The sequence below is a fragment of the Paenibacillus sp. MZ03-122A genome (genome assembly GCF_024213325.1).
Taxonomy (GTDB): Bacteria; Bacillota; Bacilli; order Paenibacillales; family Paenibacillaceae; genus Paenibacillus; species Paenibacillus polymyxa_B.
In genome coordinates, this window is record NZ_JANAVI010000001.1 from 332,102 (window position 1) to 351,657 (window position 19,556).

Genomic DNA, 19,556 nt, shown 5'->3' on the forward strand with positions numbered 1-19,556 from the left:
GAGGAGGAAAACTAATGACTACACAAACAATCCTTCCGGTAGATTCCGAGCAACTGCGTGTTCTGTCCGAACGTAACGGCGAACCATCTTGGCTGGCCGAAGACAGACAAAAAGCACTTGAGCTTGCAGGCAAACTGGAGCTTCCGGTATTTGAAAAAACAAAAATCGAACGTTGGAAATTAAACGATTACGGTCAACATAAACAGAGCGAGGTCATTGCATCGGTAGGGCAGGTTCCTGCAGCCATTGCTGATCTGGTCAAAGAGCAACAGGAGGGCGGTCTGATTATTCAGCGCAACTCCGGCGCGGTATATGTGAAGCTGAGTGAGGAATTGGCGGCGCAAGGCGTCATTTTCACGGATTTACAAACAGCGGTTAAAGAGCATGCTGATTTGGTTAAAGCTCATCTGAACACAGTTATTAAGGCTGAAGAAAATTCATTGTCTGCATTGCATGCAGCACTCTGGAACGGTGGAGTATTTGCTTATGTGCCTAAAAATGTAGAGCTGAACGTTCCACTTCAAGCTGTATTCCTGACGGACGATGCGACTGCAACATTTGCACCGCATGTGCTGCTCGTTGTTGAAAGCCACAGTTCTGTGACTTACGTAGACAACTATGTATCTGCGGACTTGGCGGCACCTGTTCTTCATAACGGTGCGGTAGAAGTTGTTGCAAATGCAGGAGCTAAAGTGCGTTATGCGACAGTCCATCAGTTTGGAGAGCAAGTAACGGATATTTCGATTCGTCGTGCCACGTTGGGAAATGACGCAGCTATCGAATGGATTGTGGGCGAAATGAACAACGGTAATACAGCAAGCAATACCATGTCCGTGCTCAAAGGCAATGGCTCCAATTCGGATGCCAAGATCATTGCTGTAGGTTCCGGCTCACAAAAGCTGAACTATACGACACAAGCACAGCATTTTGGCAAAAATTCCGCCAGTCAGATGATTACGCGCGCAGTAATGCGTGAAGAAGCGTCTTCCATCATTAACGGAATTACAAAAATTGAAAAAGGTGCTACCAAAGCAGACGGTCAGCAAACAGAACGTGTTCTGATGCTCAGCCCGAAAGCGCGTGGTGACGCTAACCCGATCCTGCTGATTGATGAAGATGATGTAACGGCAGGTCACGCAGCATCGGTTGGTCAGGTAAACCGTGAACAAGTGTATTACTTGATGTCCCGCGGGATTAGCCGTACAGAGGCTGAACGTCTGATTATTTATGGCTTCTTGGCACCTGTCGTATCTGAAATTCCGCTCGAAGGACTTCAACATCAGCTGCAAAGCCTTGTTGAAAGGAAGTTAGGCCAATGAATACTGCATTGATCCGTGAACAGTTCCCGATTTTACATCAGGAGATTAACGGTCATCCGCTGGTTTATTTGGATAATGCGGCCACTTCGCAAAAACCGCTGGCGGTCATCGAGGCGATCAAGCACTACTACGAATATGATAATTCGAATGTTCACCGTGGTGTGCATACCTTGGGTAGCCGCGCAACGGATGCTTATGAAGGTGCGCGGGAAAAGGTAGCCCGCTTTCTGAATGCCAAGCGCAGTCAGGAAATTATTTTTACACGCGGAACAACAACGGCGTTGAATCTGGTCGCTTCTTCCTACGGTAGAGCTAACTGTAAGGAGGGTGATGAAATTGTCATCACACAAATGGAGCATCACAGTAATCTGATTCCGTGGCAACAGGTAGCCAAAGCCACAGGCGCGACTTTGAAATATATTCCACTTCAAGAGGATGGTAGCGTTGATCTTGCTGATGTGGAGAATACCATTACAGAGAACACGAAAATTGTAGCGATTGCGCATGTCTCCAATGTGCTTGGTGTTGTGAACCCTGTCAAAGAGATTGCAGCTATTGCGCATCGCAAAGGCGCAGTCATCGTTATAGACGGTGCACAAAGCACACCACATATGAAAGTAGACGTGCAAGACATCGATGCTGACTTTTATGCCTTTTCGGGTCACAAAATGTGTGCTCCTACTGGGATCGGAGCACTGTACGGCAAGAAGGCGCTGCTGGAAAACATGGAGCCGATTGAGTTCGGCGGTGAAATGATCGACGATGTGGGATTGTATGAATCCACATGGAAGGAGCTGCCTTGGAAATTCGAAGGTGGAACCCCGATTATTGCCGGAGCCGTTGGCTTGGGAGCTGCCATTGATTTTCTGGAAAGCATCGGACTGGACGCCATTGCGCAGCATGAAAGCCGTCTGTCCAACTATGCTCTCAAACGTCTCCGTGAAGTGGAGGGGTTGACTATTTACGGACCTGCAGAACGTCATGTCGGGCTCGTAACCTTTAACCTGGATGATGTGCATCCGCATGATGTAGCTACTGTACTGGATAGCAAAGGGGTGGCTGTACGTGCAGGCCATCATTGCTGCCAGCCATTGATGCGCTGGTTGAAAGCCAGTGCGACTGCACGTGCCAGCTTTTACCTCTATAACACGGAAGAGGAAGTCGACGCTTTGGTCAGCGCCTTAATCCAAACAAAGGAGTATTTTGGCGATGCAACTTGATGACTTGTACCGACGCGTGATTATGGATCATTATAAAAATCCGCGCAATCGTGGACGTTTTGAGGAAGATGCCGTTACGGTGGATTTGAATAATCCTACGTGTGGTGACCGGATTTCTCTTCAACTCAAAACGAAAGACGGCGTGGTCGAAGATGCCCGTTTTACTGGTGAAGGCTGCTCGATTAGTATGTCCTCAGCTTCGATGATGACAGAAGCGGTCAAAGGAAAAACAATTGATCAGGCACTGGATATGGCGAGCCGCTTCTCTTCTTTAATGAAGGGAGAAGCCGTCGAATTCGATGATTATGAAGAATTGGAAGCTTTGTCAGGCGTAAATAAGTTCCCGGCCCGCATCAAATGTGCAACACTGGCTTGGAACGCGCTGCGCAAAGGGATTGATGAAGATAAATAATTTAAATAGAACAGAGGAGGTTTGAGAAACATGGCCAAGAAAGCACCGGAAATGGAAGAGTATAAATATGGCTTTCGTGACGAGCACAAGTCCATTTTCCAAACAGGTAAGGGTCTCACTCCGGAAATTGTAAAGGAAATCTCCAAAATTAAGGATGAGCCAGAATGGATGCTGGAGTTCCGTCTGAAAGCACTGAAACAGTTTGAAAAAATGCCAATGCCAAACTGGGGCGGAGATATGGATGAACTGGATTTCAACGATATCCAGTACTATGTAAGACCTTCCGAGAAACAAGGGAAGACATGGGAAGAAGTTCCGACGGAAATTAAAGAAACCTTTGATAAACTGGGTATTCCTGAGGCGGAGCAAAAGTTTTTGGCTGGTGTATCCGCACAGTATGAATCCGAGGTTGTCTACCACAGTATGCAAAAGGAACTGGAAGATCAGGGCGTTATTTTCATGGATACCGATACGGCGTTGCGTGAGCATCCTGAGATTCTGAAAGAGTATTTTGCAACTGTTGTACCTCCTGCGGACAATAAGTTTGCAGCACTGAATAGTGCGGTATGGTCAGGCGGAAGCTTCATCTATGTACCAAAAGGTGTGAAATGTGAAGTTCCATTGCAGGCTTACTTCCGTATCAACTCGGAAAACATGGGGCAATTTGAGCGTACGCTCATTATTGCTGACGAAGACAGCTTTGTGCATTATGTAGAAGGCTGTACGGCTCCAATTTACAGCACGAACTCGCTGCATAGTGCGGTGGTCGAAATTATTTGTAAAAAGAACGCACGTGTTCGTTATACAACGATCCAGAACTGGGCACCAAACATCTATAACCTGGTAACCAAACGTGCGGTTGCGGAAGAAAATGCAACGATGGAATGGGTCGATGGTAACATCGGTTCCAAGTTGACGATGAAGTATCCAGCCGTTGTATTGAAAGGCCGTGGAGCGAAAGGTATGGTCTTGTCCATCGCTGTTGCAGGCAAAGGCCAGCATCAGGATGCAGGTGCGAAAATGATTCACTTGGCACCAGACACCACCTCCACAATTGTATCCAAGTCGATCAGTAAGCACGGCGGTAAAGTAACGTATCGCGGATTAGCTTCATTCGGTCGTCAGGCTCAAGGTGCAAAATCAAATATCAAGTGTGATACGTTGATTTTGGATAATCAATCAACTTCAGATACTATTCCTTATAATGAGATTATGAATGACGACATCACGCTTGAGCACGAAGCAACAGTTTCCAAGGTATCGGAAGATCAGCTGTTCTATCTGATGAGCCGTGGTTTGACTGAAGCAGAGGCAACGCAAATGATCGTTATGGGCTTTATTGAGCCGTTCACCAAAGAACTGCCGATGGAATATGCGGTAGAGATGAATCGTTTGATCAAGTTCGAAATGGAAGGTAGTATCGGTTAAAACGCAGTAACCCTTGGTGTGACAAGGTACTTGAGGTAATTAAAGCTGTTAAATAGGAGTCGTGCCGATTTGTGCCGACTCAGATTTCCTGCTAGTATAGGAGGCGAACTTTTTAAGTTCGTCTTCTTTTATTTTTTCGACTGACGTGTAAATACGTGTCTGCGATGATTCTTTGACTCTTTTACGTCCAAGTCTTTTTATTCACGCCAGCCTCCATAAAGCGTATGAGTGTGCCTGAGGGCGTACGGTGAGAGGATTTGGAATGCTCTCATGATTTATATCTTTATCTTCGCATGAAATGAGGTTATTGGGTTATTAAATGAATTTCGATCTAAGAGAACCGAAATCTATGACTTCGCAGGTAAATGGTATACCCCACAACAATCTCTCTAAGGCATACAGTATAAAGTCCTACTACCCTTAATTGGTCGGCAAAAAGCCGAAGCCGCCCCAAAAGTTGGGACAGCTCGTCTGCTACTTGTTTATTTATCTGAAGTTTTATGGTCTAAGTCATGATGTAATTCGGTTGCTGGTATTTTGGCACTATAGATTTGACCTTTGGCAACAGGGTTAGAGATGTATACATAGCTCCCGCTTCCATCCGGCGCACTTCCTGTTGCCCACAAACCTTCACTAGATTCTTCGCCTTCAGACAAATTCCAAAACTCATAAGCTTCAGGCTGAGACTCTTGCTCTGCTTCAGGAGGAAAAGAAGCGGGGACCACAACACCGTTTTTTTCTTCTAATTCTTGGATTGCCGCCATCCATTGATATTGGTGATAGCGGTCACGTGCTAGCATTTTCCGTAGTGTAGCTCTGACGCTTTCATCTTGTGTCATATGATATAGCCTTGCTACCTGCAATCGACCCTGACTCTCTGCGTGCAAATTGGACCGCATATCCGCCAATAGGTTGCCACTTGCAACGATATAAGAGCCGTTCCATGGAACTCCATTAGAATTACTAGGTAATCCGCCAAGACCGCTGACCAGCAAGTGCTGCGGGTTAATTCCCCCCATAATGGCAGCTGTAACAGGGTCTTTTGCAGCTTGTTCTTGATCTTCTGGTTTAGCTCCATCAAGTAGTTGACTAATTAAAGCACACAGCATCTCCACATGCCCCACTTCTTCAGTTCCAATGTCCATTAGCATATCTTTATATTTTTCCTCACCGCGACAGTTAAACCCTTGAAATAAATATTGCATCATCACGGTCATTTCTCCAAATTGCCCCCCCAAAACTTCTTGTACCTGCCGGGCAAAAAGAGGATCAGGACGCTCCACTTTCACTTCAAACTGCAACTCTTTTTGATGTCTAAACATAATTACTCCTCCTATAGTTAAGCAGCTTAGTAAATTCTAACTGTATTTAACCTTTTCAAGATGTAATAAAACGAGCATCAGCATAACAACAATCTGATAGGAGTCTTTACATTTAACTATCTGTTTGTTTGGTTTGTATAAAAATTATTAAGGAGGGAAGCATATGTTCACGTTTAAAAAAAAGTTTAAGGAGGTTTTTTTACATTGTATTTTTATAAAGAAGATCTAATTAATATAATAGTACCCGATAAGCCCGACCCGGCTGCTGCTAAAGTGATTCAAGAAGTATTAGGTGGTCGATTCGGAGAAATGCGTACCATGATGCAGTTTTTCTTTCAAAGTAATAATTTTCGTGGTAATGCTGTGCAGTTTAGGGATTTGATACGCGGAGTTTTTCTAGAGGAGCTTAGTCATGTTGAACTGGTCCAACATACTATTAATCAACTTCTGACTGGCTCAGGCGCAGACCAAGCCGGCGATGCTGGAATTGATCATGCTCCTTTAGATGAGGCGATAAAACACGCAAATCCTCATCATTTTATTATGGGAGCTCAAAGTTCCTTACCTGTTGATGCAAGTGGAAACCCTTGGCTAGGTAGTTATGTTTATTCCCACGGCAATCTGATTAGTGATTTGCTTGATAATCTCGTACTCGAATCTACAGGGGTTCTGCAAAAATCCCGAATTTACGAAATGAGCTCGAACAAAACATTCCGGGAAACGTTGGCTTTTTTGATTGTGCGGGATAATGCTCATCAAAATGCATTTGCTAAAGCTTTAGAGACACTTGGAGTTGATTGGGGAAAATTGTTCCCGGTTCCAAACTACGATATTAACAAGTATCCAGAATGCCGGAAGTATGTTGAAATGGGCTTTCACAATGCACAGTTTAATTTTCGATTGGATTCTACCCATATTGGAGAAATATTCAATGGGCAAACTCCAAGCAGAAACGGTGGGGATTTGAGTGTGGTGGATCCTCCAGAAGGTTTTCCTCTTCCGTATATGCCTGAATTGCCTAATGAACATAGCCCAGGTCTGCATGATCTTAACACTTAGGTTTAAACAAATAAGTAAGGATGTAACTAGGTTAATGTCCGTAACATAAAAAGAGGCTGTCCTTCGTAAAGAACCTACGAATCAAGGACAGTCTCTTTTTTTATTCGCGTAGCCTGTAATTCGGCATAACATTTCGTTCTACCGAAGTAACGCCGGGAGGCAGTAGTAGCGGATCAGGATTCCAAATAAATTTCATCAATGGATACATGGCGTTCTCTAGACAAATCTACATATTCATCATCGTTAATTCTCACTAAGGGTCTGAAGTAATCAGCAGGATTGTTCAGAATAATCGTTCCTGTCTGACCTGTAGTCAGCAGAACCTGCTTATTAATGAAATTAGGAAGCATGTGTCTGATGAACACTTGGGTAGCTTCTGGGTTTAGATGTCCAAAACTCATGCTGTGCAGCTCACGTAATACGGTGAGCAGCTCCTGCTTCGTCTGGTACACACGATTGGAAATCATCGCGCTATACACGTCGGCAATAGCTGTTATGCTGGCAAAAGGATGAATATCTTCCTTGAACAGTCCATGGGGATATCCACTTCCATCTTCACGCTCGTGATGCTGCAAGGCGACAATTGCAGAAATCTCATCGCTGGTTGAATTGCGGATAATATCATAGCCATATAGCGAATGTTTTTTCATCTCATGGAATTCTTCGGGTGTCAGTTTATCCGGTTTGTTCAAAATTTCATCCGGTATCATGGACTTGCCTATATCATGTAAGTACCCAGCTTTACCAGCGGCATATGCTTCTTCTTCCGTATATCCAAGCCATGTGGCAATGTAATATGACAGTACACCTACTTGGAGAGAATGATTATAGGTATAGTGATCTCCCCGTTCCATAATTAATAGCAGAGATACGACATCTTTTTGACGAGCCAGCTCTGAAACAAGAGGGCCGAACAGCTCATCGACTCGATATTCATCAAATTTTCCAGTTGAGGAGGCTTTGAGAAACATGCTTTCAAAGCCACTGATCGTCTGCTCCATGAGAGGAACGGCACGTTTGAGGGACTCGGGGGAAGCTGGGACATCGGGGGCAAAGTCAACCGGAATGCTCGCTGAACCGGCATCAATGTCGATATAATCGACACCGTGCATAATGAGTTTGGAAATATCGTCATGCTGTAGCTCGGTGCCCTGAATCATGACAGGTACACCGTGCCCATTGTATGTATCGGATTTGAGGCGATCTCCCGGCTTGGCATCGGTAACGTGTACTCTCATGCGCTAACCTCCTTATTGTCGTAAATTTGTCGAAAATACGAAACAAACTTAATATATCAAGAATTAAATGGTATGACAACGACTAATTTACTATTATTCCAAGCTGTAAAATAGGTCCCAGGAACCCGTTTCCTATCAAATACCTACAGTAGATAACGTCAATACCTTTCACTATGTTTAGGATATGAGATTGCCCAGAGAGTACAGCGAAGCTTAAGGACTATGTCCACTCATATGTACCATATTGCTAAATAACATGGTATGCTTAAACATTAGAAGCTCCAAAGTCGATATATATAAAGTATAGAGGAGGGCGGTTATGGAGATGACGACTCGGCAAACGTTGACCATTTTGCATACCAATGATATCCATAGTCATTTTGGCAGTATGCCTTCGATAGCCGCGATGATCGATGAACGAAGAGCCGCATCACGGGATGCGCTGCTTGTGCTCGACATAGGAGACCACATGGACCGGATGGCCCCCGAAACGGAAGGAACGCTCGGTGGGGCAAATGTGGATGTGATTAATCTAACAGGATACGATGCAATTACGATCGGTAACAATGAGGGACTGACTTTTACCCCGAATATGATTGAACAGGCATATGCGGGGATTCATTGTCCGGTCGTATGCGGCAATATGACAGAGCGTGCCACGGGGATGAGCCCTTCGTGGATGAAGGAATCCCTTATCGTAGATAAAGCAGGAATTAAGGTGGGTTTACTTGGTGTGACGGCTCCTTTTGTAGAGTTTTATCAATTGCTGGGTTGGGATGTGCTCAATCCGTTTGAGGTGCTGGAGAAGCAGATCGCGGCACTGAGAAAGCAGGTTGATGTTTTGGTTGTGATGTCGCACCTGGGTCTACCTTCCGATAAAAAATTAGCGTCGCAGTTTCCTGAAATTGACGTTATCCTTGGAGGTCACACCCATCATGTGCTGGAGGAACCGCTTTGGATCGGAAAAACAGCTTTATGTGGGGCGGGTAAGTTCGGAACGCTGCTGGGTGAAGTGACACTAAGTCGTAACGATAGCCTCGAACCGTTTCGAGTCACGTCGGGCGGCGTAGTTCCTGTGGATCAGACACTACTGGACGAAAAAGTGGCATCGGCCATTGTGGTGCATCGCAGACAAGCAGAGCGCGCCATGGAGAACACCGTTGCGGTGACGGATCGGAAACTGGAGATCGCATATGATCAGGAATCCCCTTTCGGGAATATGCTGGCACAAGCGGTGTCCCATTTTACAGGAACAGAAATTGCCCTCGTCAATGCGGGACAACTGCTCGGCCCATTACCTCAAGGGGATATCAGCAAAGGAATACTACATTCCTTATGCCCTTCGCCGATTAATGCCTGTGTTATGAAGTTGCGGGGAAGAGATATTCGGTTGGCGCTGGAGCAGTCCTTGCTGCCTGAATTTACAGACAAGCCCATGACGGGTTTTGGCTTCAGAGGCAAAGTGCTTGGCACGATGTGTGTGGAAGGCTTGGCCATTCAGTATGACCCTGGCCGTGCTCCTTATGAAAAAGTGACGGACATTCGTGTAGCGGGTCAACCTTTGGAAGAGCATGAGGAATACACAGTGGGCACGTTGGATATGTTCACTTTCAAAGCAGGTTATGAGGTGCTTGCGAACGGAACAGATCTCCGATTTATGCTTCCAGAATTTTTACGGGATATGATTGAAATGGAGTTGAAGCGTCCGGGCGCGATGGAAGAATGTTTTGCAGCTAGGTGGCTTCAGGTATCAAAACAATCGGGAGAGGATTAAGCTGCGACTGGTACCTGTTACATTATTGAGAGCCGGCATGAAGCTGGGCAAAAAAATATACAATGAAAACGGAATGGTGCTGCTCTCGGAAGGTGTTGAGCTTACTTCGCGATTGATTGAACGTCTAGGCCAAGTCGGTATTGGATATGTATACATTGAGGATGCTGTGACTGAAGATATCGTCATTCCTGAGATGATCCATGAACAGACAAGGGCCGCGGCGCTACAGGAAATCAAAAAGCAGTTTCAAGGTTTATCATCCTACTCCGTAGATCATAAGCACAAATATTTTGGCAAGTCATTTTATAAGGTGATGGAATCCATTCTGGACGATATTGGAGGCCGTCAGGACGCCGTCATTATGTTGATGGATATCGGGGCCGCGGATCAGGATTTGTATCATCATTCTTTGAACGTATGTTTATATTCACTAGTACTTGGGATATCCAATGGCTACGATAATAACCAGCTCATGGAGCTGGGGATAGGTTCACTACTGCACGATATTGGTAAAATGAAAATTTCACCTCAAGTACTCTATAAGCCGGGTAAATTGACGGATGAGGAATATGAGCATATGAAAACACACACGGTGATCGGCTACAAGCTGCTCAAAGACGAACCTGGCATTCCCTTATTGTCGGCTCATTGTGCATTACAGCACCATGAGCGTATCGACGGCAGTGGATACCCACACGGTTGGAAAAAGGACCAGATCCACGAATATGCGAAATGGATCGGTCTGGCCGACTCGTACGACGCAATGACAGCAAGTCGGATATACAAACAGGCTTTGTTGCCCTATGAAGCGATGGAAGTGCTGTACGCCGGGGCAGGAACGTTATATGAGCAGCGAATGCTGGAAGCCTTTCGTGACTGTGTAGCTATTTACCCCCTGGGACTCTCTGTGGTGCTCAACACGGGGGAAGAGGGGGTCGTGGTGCGTATACATCCCAAAATCCCGCAAAGACCCGTCATTCGCATTGTAAGAGACCGGGATGGGCAGGAAGTGAAGGCACCTTATGATGTGGATTTGTCCGTATCCCTCTCGGTTATGATTACAAACACATTGGGTGCTACTGTCGCCCCTTTCGGAGGAGTACACGTAGATTAGCAGATGATGTGGAAGAAAGTATGCAGACACTTTACACATCATGATATGATAATTATACGTCTTTTGAGGTTAATAACAGAAATAAGGTGAAAACATAATGACAGTTCTACAAAATAACACGCTACCCCAAATATCGCCAACCTATGATCCGTGGGACCCGATTGTCTCACTGCGTACACATGGTCGTCATTTGCTTACGAGTGTGGAGATGACCGTAACGCATCTATGTAATATGCGCTGTGAGCATTGCGCTGTTGGCGATATGCTGGTTATGAAGGAGGCCCCTTTCCTTCCGCTAGACCTAATGCTGAAGCGTTTGGATGAAGTCGAGCATCTGGAGACGATCAGTATTACAGGTGGGGAACCTGCTTTACTCGATAAAACAGTGGATGAAGTAATCGTTCCACTGCTGAAATATGCCAAGGAGCGCGGTATTCGCTCGCAAATCAACTCCAATCTGACATTAGATATTCGCAGATATGAGAAGATGCTTCCTTATCTGGATGTGATGCATATTTCATTTAACTATTTGAATGCAGACGATTTTTATGAAGTGGGTTTTGCAAATACCGGCCGGCCGACTCCGCGTGCGGGTGCTGTTCGCCTGTATGAAAAAATGATGGAAAATGCCCGCAGATTGAGTGAAATGGGGATGTTCATTTCAGCTGAATCCATGATTAACTATCGGACACACACGAAGCTGGAGGGCATTCATCAATTAATCAACGAAATGGGATGCCAACGGCATGAGGTTCATCCAATGTATGCGTCGAATTTTGCCTCTGCTTTGCCTGTGCTTTCACTCGACGACATGCGGAACTCTATCCATAAGCTGCTGGATGTACGTAATCAGGACATGTGGATGTTGTTTGGTACATTACCGTTCTTTGCTTGTTCGGATCGGGAAGAAGACCGCAAACTGCTTCGACGCTTGCGTCAGGAACCGAATATTACGGTGCGTAATGATCCGGACGGAAGAAACCGTGTGAATGTGAATATGTTCACGGGTAGCGTGTATGTGACAGATTTTGCAGACATACCGGCTTTCGGAAATATTCAGGAAGATAGTCTGGACGATATTTTTGGTGAATGGCTGAATGAGCATCCGCTGAATCAGACTGTGAACTGTCATTGTGATGCCGCTGCCTGTTGTGGACCAAATCTGCTCGTGGCGGATATGTATTACAAAGGAATAGACTTTAAATCAAGAAAAGCATTACAACTATAGAAATGGGGAGTTCGTATTGGATGGTCATACCGAGTTTCATTGGGGATTGCTAGCTGTGAATCTCCTCTTGGTACTGCTGCTTGTCTTTCTAAATGGTGTATTTGTGGCCGCAGAATTTTCGCTGGTCAAAATGCGCCAATCCCGATTGACGCAGCTCCAAAGCGAGGGTCATCGCCTGGCAGGCTATGCGCTGAAGGTGAACCAAAAGTTGGATGCTTATCTGTCCGCCACCCAATTAGGCATTACGCTGGCTTCATTGGGCTTGGGTTGGATTGGAGAGCCAGCAATATCCGGCTACCTGATAGAGCCACTCATGCACAAACTCGGTGTAACTGACGGTACACTGATTACAACGGTATCTGTTATCGTCGGATTTTGCGTAATTACCTTTTTGCATATCGTATTGGGGGAACTGGCGCCAAAGTCCTTAGCGATTCAGAAGACCGAAGGTGTGGCGTTGTTTTTATCGGCGCCTTTGCTGCTTTTTTATAAGGTCTTTCTGCCTGTGATCTGGGTATTGAATGCTGCGGCAAACTTGCTGTTGCGCGCATTCGGCATTCAGCCGGCTAGTGAAGCCGAAGCGGCTCATTCGGAGGAAGAGATTCGTATATTGATGAATCAGAGCGCCAAAAGCGGTGTGATTGATAAGGACGAAATTAAGCTGATGGATAATATTTTTGATTTTTCCGACTTGCTTGCCCGTGAAATCATGCTGCCGCGTACAGATATGGATTGTTTATATACGAATTTGTCGTTTAAGGAAAATCTCAAGATCATCAGCGAGACCAAGCATTCCCGCTACCCGGTAGCAGTTGAGGATAAAGACCAGATTATCGGTTTTGTCCATATTACAGATCTTCTGCTAGCTGAGCAGGGAGATCAATTGGATCTGGCTTCGGTGGTACGTCCTATTTTGAATGTGCCGGAGTCCATGGAAGTGAGTCACGTGCTACGCCTTATGCAGAAAAAACATTCCCAAATGACTCTCGTGGTAGATGAGTACGGCGGAACGGCCGGGCTGCTGACAGCGGAGGAAATTTTGGAGGAAATCGTTGGGGATCTCTATGATGAATTTGAGGATGAACGCCCGAGTGTGGAAATGAAGGAGAACTTCATCTCTGTGGACGGTCGTATGCTCATTGAGGATGTCAATGATTTGACTGGAGTGAACATTGAAGACGACGAGGTGGATTCCATCGGGGGATGGCTGTTTAAGGAATTGGAGGGCATTCCGGTGAAAGGGAAGAAAATTGAGTTTTATAACCTTACCTTTGAGGTGGAGGAAGCAACAAGGCTTCGCATAATGAGAGTGAAGATTCACCGCAAGCCTGAGCCTGTGATTGAAGATGAGCTTTCAGGTATGTAAGTTATTATAGAGTGCTGAAGAAAGAGCTTTTAGATCCACGTACCGTGGTTTTAAAGGCTCTTTTTTGATTAGAAACAGTTCTATAGTTATTTTCTTGAACAATTATTTTTATCTGTGATTTTTTGTTCGAGACTTGGGCGATGCGGCATATGTTGAATAGTAAAACAGATGGATCAATCAAAGGAGGTCCCGGCCCGTGAAATTTCCACAGCAAGGTGAGTATGCCCCGTTTGTCGGCCCGTTCGATCCGTGTCCGCCCGTTCTGTGTAAGACTTATGTGCTTCCGCCAAACTTGTTTATACAATTTCAGCCCCCTGGTCTACCACAATTCAGTCCAGATGAGGCGCTGACGAAGGGAACGCTATGGCCTATGCTTTACAGCCCTTATGAGCCTAGGAGAAACCAGGGGGGAGGCGAATAGAATGGAGAATTCAAATCAGGGTCAGTCCCCATTCCAATTCCAGCAGCAAAATCAGCATGAGAGCGGGCAGCAACAGCCGAATCCATATCAAAGCCCTTATTCAAATCCGTATCCATACCAGAACCAGTATCAGAACCAAACTCAGGGCTATAGTCAAGCCGGAAACCCGGCCCAAGGCTGCACGCCCCAAACCAAGCCAGTTGATGCCCAGTATTATGCGTTGCTGGAGAAGCTCCAAGCGGTGGATTTTGTGTTGGTGGAGCTGAATTTGTATCTGGATACGCACCCAGATGATTTACAGGCTATCGAACAGTTCAATAAGCTGACGCAGGAAAGAACGGCGATTGCTAACGAGTATCAGATGCTATATGGGCCTTTACAAAATTTTGGCCGTGCCTATTCCAAGTATCCTTGGGAGTGGAGTCAATCCCCTTGGCCGTGGCAGGTCTAGGTAGGTATAACCTTTTATAAAGGAGGAACATGAATGTGGGTATATGAGAAAAAACTGCAATATCCCGTACGTGTCAGCAAATGTGATCCTCATATGGCCAAACTGCTTATGGAGCAGTATGGTGGAGCGGATGGCGAACTGGCAGCGGCATTGCGCTATCTGAATCAGCGCTATACGATTCCCGATAAGGTAATTGGCGTACTGAACGACATAGGCACGGAGGAATTTGCGCATCTCGAGATGATTGCGACTATGATTTATAAGCTGACCAAGGATGCGAGCGTGGAGCAAATGAAGGCAGCTGGGCTAGGGGAATATTACGCGGCGCACGATCATGCGCTATATTATCAAAACGCCGGCGGTGTTCCTTTTACGGCGGCCTATATTCAAGCCAAAGGGGACCCGATTGCCGATCTATATGAGGACATAGCGGCAGAGGAAAAGGCTCGAGCTACATATCAGTGGCTGATTGATCTGACAGACGATGTGGATTTGCAGGATAGTCTGAAGTTTCTGCGTGAACGTGAAGTGATTCATTCGCTGCGTTTCCGTGAGTCAGTGGAAATTTTGAAGGGGGAAAGAGACCGGAAGAAAGTGTTCTGAGAAAGTTTTATACCATCAACGGTTTAAATTGTTAGCTTGTTCTATATATTATTACAAATAGGAAAGGCCATCTGCAAGCCTCAAGTGCAGGTGGCCCTTTTTTATTTTTTTACATTCATCTATCCCCTAATATTAATTACTTGGAACGATGGATTTTTTGGACGTCTGGACTAGAAACTGTGCTTAAATACAAAGCAGAGGATAGCCTTCCTCAATATTTAGATAGGTAGCCACATCAAAGGAAAAAAACTCCATACCACCCTGACAGAAAACTTATTTTTGTTCTAGCTGTGCAAAATACTGCTCGTTGTATAAGACGCTTGGATGAGTAGGATGGTGCAACTGAGCTATGCGATGATGCGATTTTGCCTTTTCAATGTCGCCGATTCGGTCGTAACACAGGCATAATTGCAAGTGTGGAAACCAGGTATAGTACGACGAATTAGTTAAGGCCATCACATCCTGTGGGGGCTCGATCAGCGTCGCCTGACGAAACCAGTAAATGGCTTGAGTATACTGCTCATCTTCAATGAACAAATTGCCAAAGGCACAGCAGAACTGGGCGCGTGGTACATCGAGGTTGAGTGTGCGAAGCAGTGCCATACGCTGCTCCTGTTTTTGACCCTGGTGAGCGTAGCAATCTGCTAGCTTAAAACAAGCAGCAATCCGATCCTCAATCCATCCTTGATCGAGCCCCAGATAGTGTTCGTACTGCTGGATGGCTTCTAGTATGCGTCCGTTATCATATAGTTCATTAGCGAAGTAGTAGTGATCTCGCTCAGAAAATGCAGTGCCTTTCTCCCGGTGCTGGAGATAAATATGTAAATTACGGTCAGTGTAGGCACGTGTCTTTTTATGAGTCACTGCCATATTGCTGTGAAAGGTGCTGCCAGTCACATTCAGGAATTCGTGCACAAAGCCGATCCATCTGAATCTACGATCACGCCGCACCATTCGGTTTCTTTTGAGCTTATGCAGCGGCTGCCCCTGTTCATCTACAGATAGTACATAATCCATCGTAATGCTGTCATAGGAGACGGTGGCTTGTTTTTTCCAGTCGAGAAATGCCAGTCGATCTTGCTCCTCTAGGATGTCATCAGCATCCAGCCAAAATTGATATTCCTGTGTTGCCTGATCAAACGCATAATTGCGGGCTGCGGAGAAATCATCGCACCATTCAAAATTGTATACCCGAGCATTGAACGATGCAGCGACCTCTTGGGTACTGTCTGTAGAACCAGTGTCAACGATGATAATTTCATCCACCAGATCATGGACTGATTTCAGGCAGGTATGAAGGGCTTCTTCTTCGTTTTTGACAATCATACATAAGCTGACAGTTACCATGCTCTTTGTCCCCCCAAAAAAACTTGGTATAATCTCCATTTTATTAGGATAGCTTGCTCATTATGTAGTAATTCCTATGGATCGTTTAGAGGATGTGTGATGATCATAAATTCAATCTTGCTCTAATAAATTAGAAAATCAAAGTCTGATATGAAGAGGAGGAGATTGTGCAAAATTCGATATTATCAAGTGCGACCGGGAAATAAATTTGATGGCTAAATGTAGTTAGAAAACCGGTAACAGAAAAAAAGGCAGTTAACTGGAGGGTAAGATTGTATTTTGGTATTGATGTCGTTTTCATTGAATTTCCAGGTGTAAGTCCATTCATACCACGCTCACTCCCATATCGCTTGGTCGCAATTATGATATGTCTTAGGACATGGAGGGAGAACGGTTTATGAGGCTTCTACCTGATGGAGGCGTTGAATCATGCGTATACTAATCGGTAGCCCGGTGCACCAGAAGCCGGAAATATTGTCTTTATTTCTTCAAGCTTTGGAGCGACTGGAGGCACCTGACGTGCTGCCGGATTATTTATTTGTCGATGATAATGACAATCCGACTTCAAGCCAATGGCTTGCCGATTTTTCCAATCGGCTGCCGGGCAGGGTTTTACCCTTGTTGACAGGCTCACAGCAAGTAGAGAATCGAAGTGATGAGCACACTCATTATTGGCCGCCTGCCCTCGTCTGGAAAGTGGCTGGCTTTAAAAATCGTCTTATTGATTATGCACTTCAACATAATTATGACGCGCTGTTTTTGGTCGATTCAGACCTGATTCTCCATTCCCGTACCTTATGTAAGCTGGTGGAGGCGGAGAAGGACATTGTATCTGAGATTTTCTGGACACGCTGGCAGCCGGAGGGGCCTCTATTGCCTCAGGTGTGGGTTAGTGATGAATATAATTTGTTCCATCGTGAAGAAGGCGAAGTGTTGTCGGCAGAGGAGCGAGCGCAACGCGAGTTGCATTTCATACACCAATTGCATGTTCCTGGTTTGTACGAGGTGGGTGGTCTAGGCGCTTGTACTCTAATTCGCAGACGTGCACTGGAAGCAGGGATTCACTTTGGTAAAATCAAAAACGTTTCCTATTGGGGAGAAGATCGACATTTTTGTATTCGAGCAGCTGCATATGGATTTCCACTTTTTGTGGATACACACTATCCGGCGATGCATCTGTACCGGGAAGCGGACAGAATGAAAGCAGAGCAGCTACTATTCGCCCTAAAGTATTTTACAACGAGTGCTGTTCATACGGACCATTCAGAACATTTAGCATATCTGGATCACTCCGATACTTCTACTAACTCTCCTGCCTTCAATCGTTCTGCATCATCAAGTCCCTCTAAGTTCCCTGAACCTCCTGTTATACCGTATGATCTCCGTGAGTCAGCTGTCTTTGCCAAGTACACTGCAGATTCTTTTGCTGTACCACAAACATTCTCTGGTCCACGACAAAGTGAACTTCATACGCCGCCTGTCTCCAAACCCAAATTGACGCTGACTATGACGGTATACAATGAGGCAGATCGCAAGCTCATTGACGTGCTGCGGAGTCATCGGGAATATATTGATGAAGCGGTCATTATTGATGATGGCAGTCAGGATGATAGCGGAGAGTTGTGCCGTGAGATCCTAAAGGGAATCCCACTGCGTTTAATACGCAATGAAACGGCTTCTTTTACCAATGAATTAGAGCTGCGTAAGCAGCAGTGGAGAGAGACGTTGGCTTCCTCTCCCGAATGGATATTAAACATGGACGCTGACGAAATGTTCGAATCCCGTTTTGCTCAAGGGGTACATTCGTTGTTAGCGGGAACGAAAGCCGATACGATTTGTTTCAGGTTGTTTGATATGTGGTCTCCCACGCATTACCGCGATGATGATTATTGGCAGGCTCATCGGTATTACCGTCCTTTTTTGATTCGATATAAGGAAGGGTTCTCTTATAAATGGAAGGAGCAGTCCTTGCACTGTGGGAGATTTCCCGAAAATGTGCTTGACCTTCCCAGTGAAATCAGCAACTACCGCATCCAGCATTGGGGATGGTATACACCTGCTATTCGCATGGCCAAATTTCAGCGTTACCAGTTGCTTGATCCAAGTGCTCGTTATGGCTGGAAAGAGCAATATGAATCTATTTTGGACCCGAACCCCCGACTCACGCTCTGGGTGAATCAGGACAACATAAATGTAGAAGAAGAAACTGCGCCAGAATATGAAGCTGCCCACCAGGTAAACGACATGGATGTTGCCGAGATTTCGAGTGTCCAGGTTATTGATAATTCCGATCTGCAAATAAAAAGTGAAACCAAGGACTTACTTTATAGTAAATGCAAACTGTGTGGCTCATCTGACACGGCAGTATTTCATAGCTATGAACGCTTTACCTTGATGGGATGCGGTTCCTGCGGATTGGTTTTTCGTAATGATGTGGATCATATACAGCCCGAAGATATGATTGCAGAGATTTATAATGCCAAATGGGTTGCTATGCGGGATAGTGCAGCAGCGTCAACTTATGGAGATCATGCCCTTTTTGGACTCATGCTGCTGGATATGTTCAGTACCGGTAAAGGGAAATTGCTTGAGATTGGATCAGGTACCGGAGAATTTATCCATGCTGCCCTTCAAGCCGGCTGGGATGCAGTGGGCATTGAACCTTCCATAGACTCGCGTGCTTACGCCAAATACAAATATGACGTGGATTTATTGCCGGGTTACTGGGGCGATGAAGCCGAAGAAGAAACTCAAACCCAAGAAGCACATGAAATACAGGAATTGAATGAAGTAGAAGAAGCCGAAGAAGATACTGATTTACCACTGGATCACAAATACGAGGCCGTAGCATGCTGGCATGTGCTGGAGCATATTGCGGACCCAGTTGCATTTTTGACAGATTTACGCGAACAGCTTCAACCTGACGGGACGATCTATATTACGGTGCCCAACAAAAATTCGTTCACCAATGAGGCTTATGGCGTTTACTCGCCTCTATTTACGGAGGAAGATCATTTGTATCATTATTCTGAGCATACGCTTGCGCTCTTACTGGCAAAGTCCGGCTTGCGCCCGGTGGCTTTGTTCACCCGCCAGCTTCCCTCTGGTTTAGATGCCTTGCTGCAAGCCCATCCTTTGTACGGTGAGCTTACCCTTACGGAGCAAATGGGATTGTTGGCCAAACTTCAAGGCGAGAAACGGGGTCATGAACTGTGCTGTGTCGCAAGGGTAATTTAGTCATCCCCAAAAGGAGG

The 19,556-nt window shown here is 45.6% G+C and carries 16 protein-coding genes; 13 read left to right on the plus strand and 3 right to left on the minus strand.

Translation table 11 applies throughout. The features are described 5' to 3' along the window. Window positions 1-14: 14 nt before the first annotated feature. Genes sufD through sufB form a run of 4 tightly spaced genes read left to right on the plus strand, consistent with a single transcriptional unit; the run spans window position 15 to window position 4,379 of the window. On the plus strand, window positions 15-1,319 hold the full coding sequence (gene sufD, locus NLX74_RS01595) for a Fe-S cluster assembly protein SufD (RefSeq protein ID WP_254327766.1): 1,305 nt from the start codon (window positions 15-17) through the stop codon (window positions 1,317-1,319). Continuing rightward, window positions 1,316-2,539 carry a cysteine desulfurase gene (locus NLX74_RS01600; protein WP_254327767.1) on the plus strand — a complete coding sequence of 408 codons (1,224 nt, stop codon included), beginning with the start codon at window positions 1,316-1,318 and terminating at the stop codon, window positions 2,537-2,539. The genes sufD and NLX74_RS01600 overlap by 4 nt, the downstream gene beginning before the upstream one ends. Beyond that, on the plus strand, window positions 2,529-2,951 hold the full coding sequence (gene sufU / locus NLX74_RS01605) for a Fe-S cluster assembly sulfur transfer protein SufU (RefSeq protein WP_235307950.1): 423 nt from the start codon (window positions 2,529-2,531) through the stop codon (window positions 2,949-2,951). Before NLX74_RS01600 ends, sufU begins: the two co-directional genes overlap by 11 nt. A gap of 30 nt (window positions 2,952-2,981) precedes the next feature. Further along, on the plus strand, window positions 2,982-4,379 hold the full coding sequence (gene sufB / locus NLX74_RS01610) for a Fe-S cluster assembly protein SufB (protein ID WP_013309556.1): 1,398 nt from the start codon (window positions 2,982-2,984) through the stop codon (window positions 4,377-4,379). Window positions 4,380-4,861: 482 nt separating this feature from the next. Here sufB and NLX74_RS01615 read toward each other — a convergent pair whose 3' ends face one another. Continuing rightward, complete coding sequence (locus tag NLX74_RS01615; protein WP_165176021.1) at window positions 4,862-5,701, minus strand: manganese catalase; 840 nt, start codon at window positions 5,699-5,701, stop codon at window positions 4,862-4,864. A 204-nt stretch (window positions 5,702-5,905) separates the two neighbouring features. On the opposite strand from NLX74_RS01615, the gene NLX74_RS01620 reads away from it, so the two are divergent. After that, window positions 5,906-6,760, plus strand: coding sequence for a manganese catalase family protein (locus tag NLX74_RS01620; RefSeq protein ID WP_254327768.1), 855 nt, complete (start codon window positions 5,906-5,908; stop codon window positions 6,758-6,760). 173 nt (window positions 6,761-6,933) lie between these two features. Here the strand turns inward: NLX74_RS01620 and NLX74_RS01625 are convergent, their stop codons facing one another. Continuing rightward, the gene (locus NLX74_RS01625) at window positions 6,934-7,998 is read right to left on the minus strand and encodes an HD-GYP domain-containing protein (protein ID WP_250261869.1); all 1,065 of its coding nucleotides are present in this window, start codon (window positions 7,996-7,998) and stop codon (window positions 6,934-6,936) included. Window positions 7,999-8,317: 319 nt separating this feature from the next. Between NLX74_RS01625 and NLX74_RS01630 the strand changes: the two genes are divergently transcribed. The 7 genes from NLX74_RS01630 to NLX74_RS01660 all read left to right on the plus strand — a co-directional run bounded on the left by NLX74_RS01630 (window position 8,318) and on the right by NLX74_RS01660 (window position 14,955). Continuing rightward, window positions 8,318-9,772 (plus strand): bifunctional metallophosphatase/5'-nucleotidase, encoded by a 1,455-nt coding sequence (locus tag NLX74_RS01630; protein ID WP_254327769.1) that lies wholly within the window; start codon window positions 8,318-8,320, stop codon window positions 9,770-9,772. After that, window positions 9,726-10,886 (plus strand): HD-GYP domain-containing protein, encoded by a 1,161-nt coding sequence (locus tag NLX74_RS01635; protein ID WP_061831692.1) that lies wholly within the window; start codon window positions 9,726-9,728, stop codon window positions 10,884-10,886. Before NLX74_RS01630 ends, NLX74_RS01635 begins: the two co-directional genes overlap by 47 nt. A gap of 97 nt (window positions 10,887-10,983) precedes the next feature. Continuing rightward, window positions 10,984-12,114, plus strand: coding sequence for a radical SAM/CxCxxxxC motif protein YfkAB (gene yfkAB / locus NLX74_RS01640; RefSeq protein WP_254327770.1), 1,131 nt, complete (start codon window positions 10,984-10,986; stop codon window positions 12,112-12,114). A gap of 16 nt (window positions 12,115-12,130) precedes the next feature. After that, a complete protein-coding gene (locus tag NLX74_RS01645; protein ID WP_254327771.1) occupies window positions 12,131-13,480 on the plus strand; it encodes a hemolysin family protein in 1,350 nt (449 codons plus the stop codon). Between the two features lie 196 nt (window positions 13,481-13,676). Then, window positions 13,677-13,901: a spore coat associated protein CotJA gene (locus tag NLX74_RS01650; protein ID WP_254327772.1), complete on the plus strand. Its 225-nt coding sequence runs from the start codon at window positions 13,677-13,679 to the stop codon at window positions 13,899-13,901. 1 nt (window position 13,902) lies between these two features. Continuing rightward, window positions 13,903-14,352, plus strand: coding sequence for a spore coat protein CotJB (locus NLX74_RS25580; protein ID WP_302058468.1), 450 nt, complete (start codon window positions 13,903-13,905; stop codon window positions 14,350-14,352). Between the two features lie 33 nt (window positions 14,353-14,385). Then, on the plus strand, window positions 14,386-14,955 hold the full coding sequence (locus tag NLX74_RS01660; protein ID WP_061831696.1) for a manganese catalase family protein: 570 nt from the start codon (window positions 14,386-14,388) through the stop codon (window positions 14,953-14,955). 273 nt (window positions 14,956-15,228) lie between these two features. Here NLX74_RS01660 and NLX74_RS01665 read toward each other — a convergent pair whose 3' ends face one another. Then, entirely contained in the window at window positions 15,229-16,302 is a 1,074-nt protein-coding gene (locus tag NLX74_RS01665; RefSeq protein ID WP_235307956.1) for a glycosyltransferase, read from the minus strand. A 429-nt stretch (window positions 16,303-16,731) separates the two neighbouring features. On the opposite strand from NLX74_RS01665, the gene NLX74_RS01670 reads away from it, so the two are divergent. Continuing rightward, a complete protein-coding gene (locus NLX74_RS01670; RefSeq protein WP_254327773.1) occupies window positions 16,732-19,539 on the plus strand; it encodes a bifunctional glycosyltransferase/class I SAM-dependent methyltransferase in 2,808 nt (935 codons plus the stop codon). Window positions 19,540-19,556: the final 17 nt, after the last annotated feature.

Coding starts and splice junctions, on each gene's coding strand:
- sufD (WP_254327766.1), top strand. CDS start 15: ATGACTACACAAACAATCCTTCCGGTAGATTCCGAGCAACTGCGTGTT.
- NLX74_RS01600 (WP_254327767.1), top strand. CDS start 1,316: ATGAATACTGCATTGATCCGTGAACAGTTCCCGATTTTACATCAGGAG.
- sufU (WP_235307950.1), top strand. CDS start 2,529: ATGCAACTTGATGACTTGTACCGACGCGTGATTATGGATCATTATAAA.
- sufB (WP_013309556.1), top strand. CDS start 2,982: ATGGCCAAGAAAGCACCGGAAATGGAAGAGTATAAATATGGCTTTCGT.
- NLX74_RS01615 (WP_165176021.1), bottom strand. CDS start 5,701: ATGTTTAGACATCAAAAAGAGTTGCAGTTTGAAGTGAAAGTGGAGCGT.
- NLX74_RS01625 (WP_250261869.1), bottom strand. CDS start 7,998: ATGAGAGTACACGTTACCGATGCCAAGCCGGGAGATCGCCTCAAATCC.
- NLX74_RS01630 (WP_254327769.1), top strand. CDS start 8,318: ATGGAGATGACGACTCGGCAAACGTTGACCATTTTGCATACCAATGAT.
- yfkAB (WP_254327770.1), top strand. CDS start 10,984: ATGACAGTTCTACAAAATAACACGCTACCCCAAATATCGCCAACCTAT.
- NLX74_RS25580 (WP_302058468.1), top strand. CDS start 13,903: ATGGAGAATTCAAATCAGGGTCAGTCCCCATTCCAATTCCAGCAGCAA.
- NLX74_RS01660 (WP_061831696.1), top strand. CDS start 14,386: ATGTGGGTATATGAGAAAAAACTGCAATATCCCGTACGTGTCAGCAAA.
- NLX74_RS01665 (WP_235307956.1), bottom strand. CDS start 16,302: ATGGTAACTGTCAGCTTATGTATGATTGTCAAAAACGAAGAAGAAGCC.
- NLX74_RS01670 (WP_254327773.1), top strand. CDS start 16,732: ATGCGTATACTAATCGGTAGCCCGGTGCACCAGAAGCCGGAAATATTG.